This window comes from Pseudomonas sp. 8 R 14 (assembly GCF_900005955.1).
In the GTDB taxonomy this organism is placed as follows: domain Bacteria; phylum Pseudomonadota; class Gammaproteobacteria; order Pseudomonadales; family Pseudomonadaceae; genus Aquipseudomonas; species Aquipseudomonas marginalis.
The window spans coordinates 38,082-52,053 of the sequence record NZ_CVTH01000061.1; the positions used below are offsets into that span (position 1 = coordinate 38,082).

The following is a 13,972-nucleotide window of genomic DNA, read 5'->3' on the forward strand; positions in this document are numbered from 1 at the left end:
GTTCAAGGTTTGGGCTTGCCATGGGCGGCCAGCCGCTCAAGTGCCGCGCGCAAGCCTGGATCGCTGATGCCGTCGGCCGTGGCCTGAATCGTCTCGGCCGCCGTCTCCGACAAGTCCATCGTGTGGCCCGCCGCGCCTTGCTGCACGGTCGGCGGCTGCACCTTGAACTGGATGCGCGTCAAGCTGGCGAACTCATCGAATGCCATCAATTGACGCTGCAGGCGTTTTTGCTGATAGCGCAGGCGGGTCGCCCAGTGACCATCTGTGACAATCAGCAGCAGGTTGCCTTCACGCCAGGACGCCACGTGGCAATGCTCACGGGCGGCCGGTTGAAGTTGGCTTTCGAGCAGGCGTTGCAAATGGCCCAAGCGTTGCGCATGGCCAAAGATGGCTTTCAACGGCTTGGCTTCGCGAAGCAACACGCTGGGCGCGCGGGCTGTAAGAGGGCGAAATGCCATGATTGGACACCTTAAGTAACAGAGCGGCCATCTTAGCAGAAAGCGTCTACGCGGCCCCGGGCAATGCATTGCCGGGGCTTTATCCACAAAATCAATGAGCTCCACGGGTTGAAGTTCGCGCAAAAGCCCTTATTTTAAACAAGCCCTCTCACAGCCCCTTGCCCGCCTCGGGGAACAACGCCACTTTCCTCACCCACGATTCCGGGTAGAATGCGCGTTCGCATGCGGCCGTGAGGGCTGCTCGGGCCACTCACGGTGCGCCCTCCATCCCTATGTGTGGAAGAACCTGCCGATATGTTTGCGCCTTTGTTAAAGAAACTTTTTGGAAGCAAGAATGAGCGCGAAGTCAAACGCATGCTCAAGACGGTGCAGCTGGTCAATGCCTTCGAAGAGCAGATGGTTGCCCTTTCGGACGAGCAATTGCGCGCCAAGACCGAAGAGTTCAAGGCCCGCATAGCCAAAGGTGAAACCCTCGACAAGCTGCTTCCCGAAGCCTTTGCGGTTGCCCGTGAAGCCGGTAAGCGTGTCATGGGCATGCGCCACTTCGACGTCCAGTTGATCGGCGGCATGACCTTGCATGAAGGCATGATTGCCGAAATGCGTACAGGTGAAGGCAAGACCCTGGTAGCAACCCTGGGTGTTTACCTCAACGCACTGTCCGGCAAGGGCGTGCACGTTGTGACGGTGAACGACTACCTGGCTCGCCGGGACGCCAACTGGATGCGCCCGCTGTATGAGTTCCTCGGCCTGACCGTAGGCGTAGTAACGCCGTTCCAGCCGCCGGAAGAGAAGCGCGCCGCCTACGCCGCCGACATCACCTACGGTACCAACAACGAATTCGGTTTCGACTACCTGCGCGACAACATGGCGTTCAGCATGGAAGAAAAATTCCAGCGCGAACTCAACTTTGCCGTGATCGACGAAGTCGACTCCATCCTCATCGACGAAGCCCGTACCCCGCTGATCATCTCCGGCCAGGCCGAAGACAGCTCGCGCCTTTACACCGAGATCAACAAGTTGATCCCGCGCCTTGAGCAGCACATCGAGGAAGTGGAAGGCGTGGTGACCAAAGAAGGTCACTTCACCATCGACGAGAAGACCCGCCAGGTCGAACTCAACGAAGCCGGTCACCAGTTCGTCGAAGACATGCTGACCCAGATCGGCCTGCTGGCCGAAGGCGAGAGCCTGTACTCGGCCCATAACCTGGGCCTGCTGACCCACGTGTATGCCGGCCTGCGTGCCCACAAGCTGTTCCATCGCAACGTCGAATACATCGTGCAGGATGGCCAGGTCGTACTGGTCGACGAACACACCGGCCGTACCATGCCGGGCCGTCGTCTGTCCGAAGGCCTGCACCAGGCCATCGAAGCCAAGGAAATGCTCAACATCCAGGCCGAAAGCCAGACGTTGGCGTCCACCACCTTCCAGAACTACTTCCGCCTGTACAACAAGCTGTCCGGCATGACCGGTACCGCCGACACCGAAGCGTTCGAATTCCACCAGATCTACGGCCTGTCGGTGGTGGTCATCCCGCCGAACAAGCCGCTGGCCCGTAAAGATTTCAACGACCTGGTGTTCCTGACCGCCGAAGAGAAATACGCGGCGATCATCAACGATATCAAGGACGGCATGGCCCAGGGTCGTCCGATCCTGGTAGGTACCGCCACCATCGAGACTTCCGAGCACGTGTCCAACCTGCTCAACAAGGAAGGTATCGAGCACAAGGTCCTCAACGCCAAGTTCCACGAAAAAGAAGCCGAGATCATCGCCCAGGCCGGTCGCCCGGGTGCGCTGACCATCGCCACCAACATGGCCGGTCGTGGTACCGACATCCTGCTGGGCGGCAACTGGGAAGTGGAAGTGGCTTCGCTGGACGATCCGACCCCTGAGCAGATCGCCCAGATCAAGGCTGACTGGCAGAAACGCCACCAGGCCGTGCTGGAATCCGGTGGCTTGCAGGTGATCGCATCCGAGCGCCACGAATCCCGTCGTATCGACAACCAGCTGCGCGGTCGTGCCGGCCGCCAGGGTGACGCCGGTTCCAGCCGTTTCTACCTGTCCCTGGAAGACAGCCTGATGCGCATCTTCGCCTCGGATCGGGTGAAGAACTTCATGAAGGCCCTGGGCATGCAGTCCGGTGAAGCGATCGAGCACCGCATGGTGACCAACGCCATCGAGAAGGCCCAGCGCAAGGTAGAAGGCCGTAACTTCGACATTCGTAAGCAACTGCTCGAGTTCGATGACGTCAACAACGAACAGCGTAAAGTGATCTATCACATGCGTAACACGTTGCTGGCCGCCGACAATATTGGCGAAACCATCGCCGATTTCCGTCAGGACGTGCTCAACGCCACTGTCAGCGCACATATCCCGCCACAATCGCTGCCTGAACAGTGGGATGTCGCCGGTCTGGAAGCTGCGTTGAAGAGCGACTTCGGTGTCGACTTGCCGGTCCAGCAATGGCTCGACGAAGACGACCACCTGTACGAAGAAACCCTGCGCGAGAAGCTCATGACCGAGCTGCTGGCCGCGTACAACGAGAAAGAAGAGCAGGCGAGTGCCGAAGCACTGCGCACCTTCGAGAAGCAAATCGTACTGCGTGTGCTGGACGACCTGTGGAAAGACCACCTGTCGACCATGGACCACCTGCGTCACGGCATCCACCTGCGTGGCTATGCCCAGAAGAACCCGAAGCAGGAGTACAAGCGCGAGTCGTTCACGCTGTTCTCCGAGTTGCTGGATTCGATCAAGCGCGATTCGATTCGCGTGCTGTCCCACGTTCAGGTGCGTCGCGAAGACCCGATCGAGGAAGAAGCGCGCCTGCGCCAGGAGGCCGAGGCACTGGCTGCGCGCATGCAGTTCCAGCACGACGAGGCACCCGGTCTGGAAGCGCCTGAAGTATTGGGTGAAGAGGTCGATGTGGCCCTGGCCCAGACCCCGGTTCGTAACGAGCAGAAGCTGGGCCGCAACGAACTGTGCTGGTGCGGTTCGGGCAAGAAGTACAAACACTGCCACGGCGAAATCAACTAAGATTTTTGCCTGACGCTGCTACACCCCGCGCCGCGACCGGCCCCTGCCGTCGCGGCGTTTTGCCATTAATTTCACCGTCGATCACGACGGCACAGACATCACCTATTTTTAAGGAGCGCATTCATGGCTGTTGGTCTTGGTCCTTTGCCCACATTGCACCCGGTTGCCGGTTTTGAGCTCGGTATCGCTTCGGCCGGCATCAAGCGCCCAGGGCGCAAGGATGTGGTGGTGATGCGCTGTGCCGAAGGCTCGACCGTTGCGGGCGTGTTCACCCTCAACGCCTTCTGCGCCGCGCCGGTGATCCTGGCCAAGCAGCGTGTTGCCGGCTCGATTCGTTACCTGCTGACCAACACCGGCAATGCCAACGCCGGTACCGGCGAGCCGGGGCTGGTCGCCGCTGCGCGCACCTGTGCCAAGCTGGCCCAACTGGCCGGCGTGGACGCCAGCCAAGTGCTGCCATACTCCACCGGCGTCATCGGTGAGCCGTTGCCGGTCGAAAAAATCGAAGGCGCCCTGCAAGCCGCGCTGGACGACCTGTCCGTGGATAACTGGGCGGCAGCCGCCACCGGCATCATGACCACCGACACCCTGCCAAAAGGCGCGAGCCGCCAGTTCGTGCACGACGGTGTAACGGTTACCGTGACCGGTATCAGCAAGGGCGCGGGCATGATTCGCCCGAACATGGCCACCATGCTTGGCTATATCGCCACCGACGCCAAGGTTTCCCGCGATGTGCTGCACAGCCTGATCCTGGACGGCGCCAACAAGTCGTTCAACCGCATCACCATTGATGGCGATACGTCCACCAATGACTGCTGCATGCTGATCGCCACCGGCCAGGCCAACCTGCCGGAAATCACCGAGGCCAGCGGCCCGCTGTTCGCGGCGCTGAAGCAGGCGGTGTTCGAGGTGTGCATGGACGTGGCCCAGGCCATCGTGCGTGACGGTGAAGGCGCGACCAAGTTCGTGACCGTTGAAGTCAACGGCGGCGCCAACCACCAGGAATGCCTGGATGTCGGCTACACCGTGGCCCACTCGCCGCTGATCAAGACCGCGCTGTTCGCCTCCGACCCGAACTGGGGCCGTATTCTGGCTGCCGTCGGCCGTGCCGGCGTGCCGGACCTGGACGTGAGCAAGATCGACGTGTTCCTTGGCGACGTATGCATCGCCAGCCGTGGCGCCCGTGCCGAGACCTACACCGAAGCCCAGGGTTCGGCGGTGATGCAGCAGGAAGAAATCACCATCCGCATCGAGCTCGGTCGCGGTGAGTGCAGCGAAACCATCTGGACCACCGACCTGTCCCACGAGTACGTGAAGATCAATGCGGAATACCGCACCTGATAGAAGAGGATAAGCGCGGTGAAACGAGTGCATGTAGCAGCAGCGGTGATCCGCGGTGTCGACGGCAGGATCCTGCTGGCGCGCCGTGCCGATACCCAGCATCAGGGCGGCCTGTGGGAGTTTCCCGGTGGCAAGGTGGAGGCCGATGAGTCGGTCGCCACGGCCCTGTCCCGTGAGTTGCAGGAAGAGCTGGGTATCCAGGTCACCACGGCGCGACCGCTGATCAAGGTGCAACATGACTACCCGGACAAGCAGGTGTTGCTGGATGTCTGGGAAGTCTCGGCCTTTACCGGCGAGCCCCACGGTGCCGAGGGACAACCGCTGGAATGGGTGGCCCCGCGCGATCTGCCCCACTATGAGTTCCCGGCGGCCAATGCGCCGATCGTGGCGGCTGCGCGCTTGCCGGCCGACTACCTGATCACGCCGGGCGAGCTGGAAACGCCCACGCTCTTGCGCGGGATCCAGAAGGCTATTGCCGGTGGCATCAAGCTGATCCAGCTGCGGGCGCCCAACGGTTACGACCCCAAGTACCGCGACCTTGCGGTAGATGCGGTGGGCCTGTGCGCCGGTAAGGCGCAGTTGATGCTCAAGGGACCGTTTGAATGGCTCGGGGACTTCCCGGCGGCCGGCTGGCATATGACCTCGGCCCAACTGCGCAAATATGCGAGCAAGGGCCGGCCGTTGCCGAAGGATCGCTGGTTGGCGGCGTCATGCCATAACGCGGAAGAACTGGCGTTGGCGGAGTTGATGGACGTGGATTTTGTCACGCTGTCGCCGGTGCAGCCGACCCAGACCCATCCCGATGCGCAGCCGTTGGGCTGGGAGCAGGCGGCAGAGTTGATCCGTGGGTTCAGCAAACCGGTGTTTCTGTTGGGTGGGGTTGAGCCTGCGCAGCGGGAGCAGGCGTGGGAAGCCGGCGCTCAAGGTGTCGCAGGAATTCGGGCGTTCTGGCCTGAGGTTTGATGCTGTTCTGAAGGGCCCTATCGGGAGCAAGCCCCCTCCCACATTCGACCGGGTTCCAACTTTGGAATGTGATCGAAGTGTGGGAGGGGGCTACACCCCGATGAGGCCCTATCAGTCACCGAATCATCATCAGTGTGGCTTCGCCGCCGCCTGCCACAACACTTCTGCAACACCCTGGCGCTTGGCAATCACCCGCGCCGCCACAAACAGCAAATCCGACAGCCGATTGATATACGCCAACCCCACCCCTTCCAACGGCTCGACCGCATTCAAATGCTGACAGCGCCGCTCGGCACTGCGCGCCAGGCTGCGGCACACATGGGCCTGGGCAATCAGCGCTGAACCACCGGGCAAGATGAAATTCTCCAGGGGCCCGAGTTCTTCGTTCCAGCGATCGATCGCCGCTTCCAGCCGATCCACTTCCGCCGCGTTCAATGCCTTGTACTCCGGCATTGCCAACTCCCCACCCAGATCGAACAATCGATGCTGGCAAGGCGTAAGCACCTCGATCACGTTCTGTAAGCCTGGATGCTGCCCGCCGAGGGCTTCGAGATACGCCAGCAGTAACCCCAACTGGCTATTCAGCGTATCGACCTCTCCGATGGCTTCCACCCGGGGATGGTCCTTGGGCACGCGGCGGCCGTCGCCGAGGCCGGTTTCGCCTTTATCGCCGGTGCGGGTGTAAATCTTCGACAGGCGAAAGCCCATGGTCAGTGCTCCAGTTGGGTGAGTTCGTAAGGTGGCAGTTGGCCCGCCAGGGGCAGGCGCAAGGTGAAGCAGGTGCCTTGGCCGAGGGTGGAATGCACCTCCATCTGGCCCTTGTGGTTGTTGGTGATGATGAAGTACGACACCGACAGCCCAAGCCCGGTGCCCTGGCCGATTTCCTTGGTGGTAAAGAACGGCTCGAAGGTGCGTTTACGCACGTTTTCGCTCATGCCGATGCCATTGTCTTCCACCTGGATTTCCGCCCACGGCGGGTTAAGGCGCGTGCGCAGGATGATGCGCCCCGGTTCGCTGTCGTCCTCGCGCAGGTGAATGGCCTGGGCGGCGTTTTTCAGCAGGTTGAGCAGCACCTGTTCCAGTTCGTTGGCCGTGCCGGGCACGGGGCCCAGTTGCGGGTCGAACTGACGGATGATTGCCTGGCCCTTGAAATCGAAGCCAATGGCCAGGTCAAAGTCGTTACCGGCGATTTCTACCGCCTGGTCGATCAGCGCCGGCAGGTCGCAAGGCGCCATCTGCCGGTTGCTGCGGCGGCTGAAGCTGAGCATGTGGGTGACGATTTTCGCCGCCCGTGCCCCCGCCTGCTGGATACCGTCGAGCAGTTGCGGCACTTCGCGGCTTTGCAGGTAGCGGTTAACGGTGTCCAGCTCAACCCCCACCTGTTCGGCGTGTTCCAGGTTCTTGGGCAAGTCGGGGGACAGGCGCCGGCGAATGTTCTGCACGTTATGCAGGATCGCCCCCAGCGGGTTGTTGATCTCGTGGGCCATGCCGGCGGCAAGTCCGCCGACGGAGAGCATTTTTTCCGACTGCACCATCATCTCTTCCAGTGACAGGCGCTGGGTGATGTCGTCGATACGGATCACTACACCGCGCCCGGCACCGCCCATCAGCGGGTAGAAGGTCAGGGCGTAATGCTTGGGTTCGTCGTCCTTGATCCAGGTGACGCGCTCGATGCGTTCCACCGTGTGTTGTTCCACCGTGGCCTTGATCTGCGGCAGGTACGGCTTGAGCGGCTGGAAGGCGAGGTAGATCGGTTGATTCAGCGCTTCATCCAGGCGCGTGCCGGACAGGGCCGTGGCCTCCTGATTCCATTGGGTGACGTAGAGCTGTTCGTCCAGGGCGATCAGTGCCGAAGGCATCGAGTCGATGATGCTGTTCAGGTAGTTCTGGAAACCGGTGAGCTTTTTCTCGATCTTGCTGCGCACCTGGACTTCCAGCTCCAGCTTGCGGTTGGTGTGGCGTGTCTCTTCGGCCAGGCCTTGTGCCTGGTCGTAGGCCGCCTGGGAGTCGTCCCGCGCGCGCTTGAGCTGCTGCTCCCGGGCTTCGATGCGCGACAGCATGGTGTTGAAGGCTTCGGCGAGGCTGCCGATTTCATCGCGGTTGCCCCTGCCGGCACGCAGGGCGTAGTTCTCTTCGCGGGTGACCTGGCGTGACAGCTCTTCGAGTTCATGGATCGGCCGGGTGATCAGGCGTTTGATCTGCCGGGCGATGATCAACCACAGCAGCACACTGAAAATCAGGATGCCCAGGCTCGCCGTCAATGTGCCGGTATAGAAGGCCACCGGCAGCTCACTGCTGGCCACCAGCAGCAGGTGGCCGGACGGTTGGCCGGGACGGGGCAGGGTGATGACCTGGTTACTGCGAAATTCGGTCACGCGCCAGGCTTCGATATGCCGGTAGTTGTCCGGCAGGTGCAGGCGATCGCCGTGTTGCATCTGCGCCAGGCGATTGCCTTCGCCGTCGTACAGGGCGGCGGCGCGCAGAGGCGAATAGCTGGTCAGTTCATTGAGCAGCGCATCGGCCTTGGCCGGGGATTCAAGGGCTTCGGCGGCGAGAGCCGGGTTGGATACCAGCCGGCCGATGGCCTGCAAGGCCTGGGGCGCCATGCTTTCCTGGGAGATCCAGTAGGCGGCGCTGATAAAGGTCAGGTTGGCCACCAGCAGGACGGTGGTCAGCAGCACCAGCAGGGCGGCCAGCAGTTTCTGCCCGACCGGTAGGTTTTCTAGACGCTGGCGCAGCGGCATCAGGGTTTTCCCAGGTGATAGACAGGCGGGCAGGGTAGCGCGTGCCTCAGTCGCGGGGCAATCCGCGTGCAAGTAACTGCTCGACCAGGCGCACTTGCAGTTGTTGCACATGGGGCAGGCTCAATTGGTGACGGGCGGCCGCCTGGCAAGCATAGCCCAACAAGTAGCTGATTTCGGTGCGACGGGCGTTGGCCACGTCCTGGTACATGGAGGAATAATTGGCGGCCGTGGCCTGGATAACCCGTTCCACTTCCTGGTGCAGATCCCGCGCGGCGGCGGGTTGGCCGCAGCATTCCAACAGTTCGCCAAGCTCGGCACACAGGGTCGCGACTTCACATTGATGGCTCTGCAGTTCGCCATTGCGGCACTGGTAAAGCACCGTCAGCGGGTTGATCGCGCAATTGAGCGCCAGTTTGCGCCACAGGCGCGTCAGGATGTCGGTACTCCATTCGTGGGGGATGCCCGCAGCGTGCAGGTCATCCAGCCACAGCGGCGGAGTAGGGTGGCTCGCGTCCCCCAGCCAGGTGTAGCCATGGCCGGCGAACACCACGCGCCAGTCACCGTCGCGAAACGCGCCTTCGGTGCTGGAGGCAAAAATGCAGCGCGCCTGGGGCAGTTGCGCGGCCACCGCGTCTTGGCTGCCGAGGCCGTTCTGCAGCAGGATCAGCTCGGCGTCCGGTGCGAGGCGGTGTTGCAGTTGTGCGACAGCGCCCTGGGCGTCGTAGGCCTTGCACGCTACCAGCAGGCGATGAATCGGCTCGGGGCTGTAGGGCGTTTCAGCGAACACCGGGTAGGTATGGGCGACGCCGTGTTCCACCAGGGTCAAGCCGGGTGAAGCCCGGTAGCTGGCCAGGCGCGTGGCATCGCGCAGGATCAACCTGACGGGTAAGCCGGCACGAGCCAGTCGGGTGGCCCACAGTGTGCCCAGGCTGCCCGCGCCAAGAATATGCCAGGTGGTCGACATCAGTTTCTGCTCCGTAGGGTCGCTCACAGTGAACGGGACGAAAGAACCGCTATAATGCCCCGGCATTTTAGCTCGGGCGCGCTCCATCTCTACTGAGCCCGCCCCTTATATTGGAGAAATCACATGCCTTCGTTCGACGTGGTATCTGAACTGGACAAACACGAAGTCACCAACGCCGTCGAGAACGCCGTCAAGGAGCTGGACCGCCGCTATGACTTGAAAGGCAAGGGCAGCTTCGAATTCAAGGAAAAGGAACTGACCGTCAACCTGACCGCTGAAGCCGATTTCCAGCTGGAAGCGATGATCGAGATCCTCAAGCTGTCGTTGGTCAAGCGCAAGATCGACGCGCAGTGCCTTGAAATCAAGGACGCCTACGCCTCCGGCAAGCTGATGAAGCAGGAAGCCGTACTCAAGGAAGGTATCGACAAGGAGCTGGCAAAGAAGATCGTTGCCCATATCAAGGATGCCAAGCTGAAAGTCCAGGCGGCCATCCAGGGTGAGCAGGTTCGTGTCACCGGCAAGAAGCGTGATGACCTGCAGGATGCCATTGCCGCCCTGCGCGCCAAGACCTTCGACATGCCGCTGCAGTTCAATAACTTCCGCGACTGATGGCACATTGGGGAACCTGCGGGCGTTTTCGGCGTCCCACGCCCCAGAGCCAGCGCCTGCTCTTGAGCCCTACGGGGCTCATTTGCGTTTTCAGGCAGTCAATAAGCCGCACATTCGCCATACAGGAGAAGCTACATGGATTTAAACGCTGAAATGGATCACTTGATCAAGACCTCACAGTCATGGATCCCGATGATCATGGAATACGGCAGCCGGGTGTTGCTGGCGGTGATCACCCTGGCCATTGGCTGGTGGCTGATCAACGTATTGACCCACCGCGTGGGCCGCCTGCTGGCCATGCGTAACGCGGACCTGGCGCTGCAGCACTTCATCACCAGCCTGGCGAACATCGCGCTGAAAGTCATGCTGATTGTCAGTGTGGCCTCGATGATCGGCGTGGCGACCACGTCGTTCGTCGCCGCCATCGGTGCCGCTACCCTGGCCATCGGCCTGGCGTTGCAAGGCAGCCTGGCGAACTTTGCCGGTGGTGTGCTGATTCTGTTGTTCCGCCCGTTCCGCATTGGTGACTGGATCGAGGCCCAGGGCACCTCCGGGACTGTCGATAGCATCCAAATCTTCCACACCGTGCTGCGTACCGGTGACAACAAGACCGTCATCGTGCCCAACGGCATCCTGTCCAACGGCATCATCACCAACACCAACCGTCAGCCGACCCGCAAGGTGGTCTTTGATGTGGGTGTGGACTACGAGGCGGATCTGCAAAAGGCTCGTGAAGTGCTGCTGGAGCTGTCAAAAGATCCGCGTGTACTGACGGATCCTGCTGCGGTGGCCGTGGTGTCGACCTTGGGCGATAGCTCGATCACTGTTTCCCTGCGCTGCTGGACCAATACCCCGGATTATTGGGATGTAGTGTTCATGTTGAATGAACTGGCGCGTGATCGTTTAAAGGCTGCGGGGATTGATATTCCATTTCCGCAGCGCGTTATTCGAGTGATGCAGGAAGCAGCTCCGAAGTAAGTGAAAGAAGCGCGTTTAACTTGGCCGAAAGGTCAGGTTAAACGTGTCACTTGAATCTCGTTAGTTAGCTTGCTAGTTATTTACTGAAATAAAACTGCAATGAAAAAGCCGCTCCCTTGTAAACAGGGGAGCGGCTTTTTTGTTTAAGGCCGGAGCCTTAAGTCATCGTTGTAATTGAACCGGCAATTACAAGATGTTCAGCGGGTATTGCGCGATCAGACGCAGTTCGTCGAGGGAACCCGAGTAAACCTGATCAGATGAGCGATAGGTCGCCTGACGTACGCGCAGGCTCAGGTCTTTGGCTGGACCGCTCTGGATCACGTATTTGGCTTCGATGTCGCGTTCCCACTCTTTACCATTGTTAGTGGTCGAGGTGTTGGCGCCGGTACCTTTCACATAACGAGTCATGAAGCTCAGGCCTGGGATGCCAAAGGTCGCCATGTTCAGGTCATAGCGAGCCTGGTAGGACTTCTCGTCTTCAGCGTTGAAGTCGGAGCGGGCGATGGAGTTGGCCAGGAAAATCGTGCCGCCGCCGTCTACGCCGTAGCCGTACTGGCCGTCGCCGCTGACCTTCTGTGCTGCCAGGGTGAAGGTGTGAGCGCCAATGGTGTACGCGCCTTGCAGGCTGAACGCACGGTTGTCGAGCTTGGTGGTGCTGTCTTTGTCAGCACGGACCAGGCCGGCGCCGTCGCTCTTGGTGTCGTAGATGTTGAAGTCGACAGCCACGGACTGGTCATCGCTGAGCGCGTGGGTCCAGTTGACGTTGGCGTAGATCTTCTTCCAGTAGTCTTCCACTTTCGAGTAGTAGAGGCTGGTGGTGAACTCTGGGGTCCAGGAGTACACGCCGCCCACGAAGTTGGCGTCTCGCAGGCCACGGCTCGAGCCTGGTTCGGAGCTGGCGATACTGTCGCGGTAGGTTTGATCCTGGGCAACGATCGAGGTGAAGTGACCGGCTTCCAGTTTCAGATCTTTGATTTCGTTGCTGGTGATGGAGATGCCTTGCGGCAGTTCCGGCAGCAAACGGCTGTCATCGGAAGCGAACACTGGAGCGGTGGTGTACTGATCACCGATCTTCAGGACCGTATTGGACATACGGAACTTGATGGCTGCGCCGCCTTTGGAGTAGTCATCCTGCGAACGGCCGTCGGAACCCTCTGGGAACAGACCGGTGCCGGCACGGCCTTTGCCGCTGTCCAGCTTGACGCCCAGCAGGCCGATCACGTCGACACCGACACCGATGGTGCCTTGGGTGTAACCCGAGCTAAAGAGGCCGTGGAAGCCAAGGCCTGTTTCTTCGATACGGCTTTGTTCTGCACCGTGGTTACGGCGGTCACGGCTGAAATACAGGGCCCGCGTCAGAATGCTGGCTGTACTGTCCTCGATAAAGCCCTTGGAATCGTCCTGGGCGGACGCCATTGCGAACTGCGAGGTGCCTGCTGAAACAGCCAGGGCGATCATGCTCCACTTCATCACGCGCATCGTGATTTGCTCCTTTGGTTTTAGGAAGAGTACTGCCGTCCCACCTGTATTTTTATCTGGGCGGCTCTTTCTTTTTTGTGTCGGCGCAAAGTTATATCACGCAGACTCTATTGACGATACTTACCCATCTTTCCTTTCAGCTTCTTTACGAGGCTGTCGTAAATTGCTAGTTCCATGTCGCAAATTCACAGTCCGAATGTAACGGGACTGACAACTTCAATGCTGTTTTCAAACGTCTTTCAGAGTTTGTCGTTTTCCTTGGTATGCATTGAAACGCCACTGTTTTTTATCGCGAAACACTCACTTCCCTGCAGGTGCCGTTGTCGACGATAGGGGGGTGAATGCAACAAGCGCGCCCAAACTGGTAACTGAATGTCATTTTTTCGTGAAAAACGTTACGACGGTGTAAAAACCGCATAAGTACGGGCTTTTTACGCCGTTTGGTTTGGGCTTGACGCCCGTGTGTTACCGCTGTTGGGGGGGCAAAAAAAACGTTGCCCGAGGAAAACGTTACCGGTCCACCCCCATGAGTGGGTAGTTGGCGGATCTCTTTGAGGCACAAGTGGGTCATTTTGGTGCATCCCGGTGAGGCCCGAGTTAGCGTAGCTCAATTATTCGCCTGCATCGAAAGGGTGCGGTTTTTTTCTCCGGATGCGCCGGGGCTCTCCCGTATTCGCCGTGAAGCCGCCTGCATTCAAAGGTATGCTGGGCGCCGGAACTTGACCTGCCAAACGGAGTGCCCGTGGTGTTCGCCTTAGACCAACGCCTGCAACAAGACACACTGGTGATCGGGGACTTCCCGTTGTGCCGCCTGCTGCTGTCCAATGACTCGAATTACCCCTGGTTCATCCTGGTGCCACGCATCAACGGTATCAGCGAAGTGTTTCAGCTGGATGTCGCAGATCAACAGATCCTCTGGAAGGAAACTACGTTGCTGGCGCAGTTACTCAACGAAGGCCTGGGCGCCGACAAGATGAATATCGGTGCGCTGGGCAATGTCGTCAGCCAATTGCACGTGCATGTGATCGTACGTAAGCGTGATGACGCCGCGTGGCCTGCGCCGGTTTGGGGCAAGCATCCGGCCCAGCCGTACACTGAAGAACAAGTGGCGGCCATTCGTGTGCGCCTGCACGCGTTGCTGCCTGCCGACTTTATCTTTACCCAGGGTTGAACCATGGACTTGCAAGACCGCGTTACCGATCTGGAGAGCCGCCTGGCCTTTCAGGACGACACCATCGAGACCCTCAATGACATCCTGGTCGTCCAGCAGCGCGCGGTTGAACGCCTGCAGCTGCAGATGACCGCGCTGCTCAAGCGTCAGGAAGAAATGGGCGGCCAGTTCGAGACGTCCGAAGAAGAGGCGCCGCCACCGCACTATTAATCCGAGTGCAATAAAAAACCGCGAC

12 protein-coding genes are annotated in these 13,972 nt (G+C 60.1%); 7 read left to right on the plus strand and 5 right to left on the minus strand.

Going from position 1 to position 13,972, the window contains the following annotated elements:
- Positions 1-2: 2 nt before the first annotated feature.
- Positions 3-458: a DUF721 domain-containing protein gene (locus tag BFQ01_RS15105; RefSeq protein ID WP_027605525.1), complete on the minus strand. Its 456-nt coding sequence runs from the start codon at positions 456-458 to the stop codon at positions 3-5.
- A gap of 294 nt (positions 459-752) precedes the next feature.
- Between BFQ01_RS15105 and secA the strand changes: the two genes are divergently transcribed.
- From secA to BFQ01_RS15120, 3 genes are all read left to right on the plus strand, one after another.
- Positions 753-3,488, plus strand: a complete 2,736-nt coding sequence (gene secA / locus BFQ01_RS15110; protein WP_027605526.1) for a preprotein translocase subunit SecA — start codon at positions 753-755, stop codon at positions 3,486-3,488.
- Positions 3,489-3,611: 123 nt separating this feature from the next.
- Positions 3,612-4,829 carry a bifunctional glutamate N-acetyltransferase/amino-acid acetyltransferase ArgJ gene (gene argJ / locus BFQ01_RS15115; RefSeq protein WP_065925885.1) on the plus strand — a complete coding sequence of 406 codons (1,218 nt, stop codon included), beginning with the start codon at positions 3,612-3,614 and terminating at the stop codon, positions 4,827-4,829.
- Between the two features lie 18 nt (positions 4,830-4,847).
- The gene (locus BFQ01_RS15120; RefSeq protein WP_065925886.1) at positions 4,848-5,792 is read left to right on the plus strand and encodes a Nudix family hydrolase; all 945 of its coding nucleotides are present in this window, start codon (positions 4,848-4,850) and stop codon (positions 5,790-5,792) included.
- 129 nt (positions 5,793-5,921) lie between these two features.
- On the opposite strand, the gene BFQ01_RS15125 is transcribed toward BFQ01_RS15120, so the two are convergent.
- From BFQ01_RS15125 to BFQ01_RS15135, 3 genes are read right to left on the minus strand one after another with little or no spacing between them, the layout of a single operon-like run.
- Positions 5,922-6,500: a cob(I)yrinic acid a,c-diamide adenosyltransferase gene (locus BFQ01_RS15125; protein ID WP_065925887.1), complete on the minus strand. Its 579-nt coding sequence runs from the start codon at positions 6,498-6,500 to the stop codon at positions 5,922-5,924.
- Between the two features lie 2 nt (positions 6,501-6,502).
- Entirely contained in the window at positions 6,503-8,536 is a 2,034-nt protein-coding gene (locus BFQ01_RS15130; protein WP_065925888.1) for a sensor histidine kinase, read from the minus strand.
- Between the two features lie 46 nt (positions 8,537-8,582).
- Entirely contained in the window at positions 8,583-9,500 is a 918-nt protein-coding gene (locus BFQ01_RS15135) for a putative 2-dehydropantoate 2-reductase (RefSeq protein WP_065925889.1), read from the minus strand.
- Between the two features lie 123 nt (positions 9,501-9,623).
- Between BFQ01_RS15135 and BFQ01_RS15140 the strand changes: the two genes are divergently transcribed.
- Together BFQ01_RS15140 and BFQ01_RS15145 are read left to right on the plus strand one after the other, a co-directional pair.
- Positions 9,624-10,109, plus strand: coding sequence for a YajQ family cyclic di-GMP-binding protein (locus tag BFQ01_RS15140; protein ID WP_053135814.1), 486 nt, complete (start codon positions 9,624-9,626; stop codon positions 10,107-10,109).
- 135 nt (positions 10,110-10,244) lie between these two features.
- On the plus strand, positions 10,245-11,087 hold the full coding sequence (locus BFQ01_RS15145; protein ID WP_065925890.1) for a mechanosensitive ion channel family protein: 843 nt from the start codon (positions 10,245-10,247) through the stop codon (positions 11,085-11,087).
- 186 nt (positions 11,088-11,273) lie between these two features.
- Here the strand turns inward: BFQ01_RS15145 and BFQ01_RS15150 are convergent, their stop codons facing one another.
- Positions 11,274-12,566 carry an OprD family porin gene (locus tag BFQ01_RS15150; protein WP_027605533.1) on the minus strand — a complete coding sequence of 431 codons (1,293 nt, stop codon included), beginning with the start codon at positions 12,564-12,566 and terminating at the stop codon, positions 11,274-11,276.
- Positions 12,567-13,311: 745 nt separating this feature from the next.
- Here BFQ01_RS15150 and BFQ01_RS15155 point away from each other — a divergent pair.
- A complete protein-coding gene (locus BFQ01_RS15155; RefSeq protein WP_065925937.1) occupies positions 13,312-13,737 on the plus strand; it encodes an HIT domain-containing protein in 426 nt (141 codons plus the stop codon).
- A 3-nt stretch (positions 13,738-13,740) separates the two neighbouring features.
- Complete coding sequence (locus BFQ01_RS15160; RefSeq protein WP_065925891.1) at positions 13,741-13,947, plus strand: SlyX family protein; 207 nt, start codon at positions 13,741-13,743, stop codon at positions 13,945-13,947.
- The last annotated feature ends 25 nt before the right edge of the window (positions 13,948-13,972 follow it).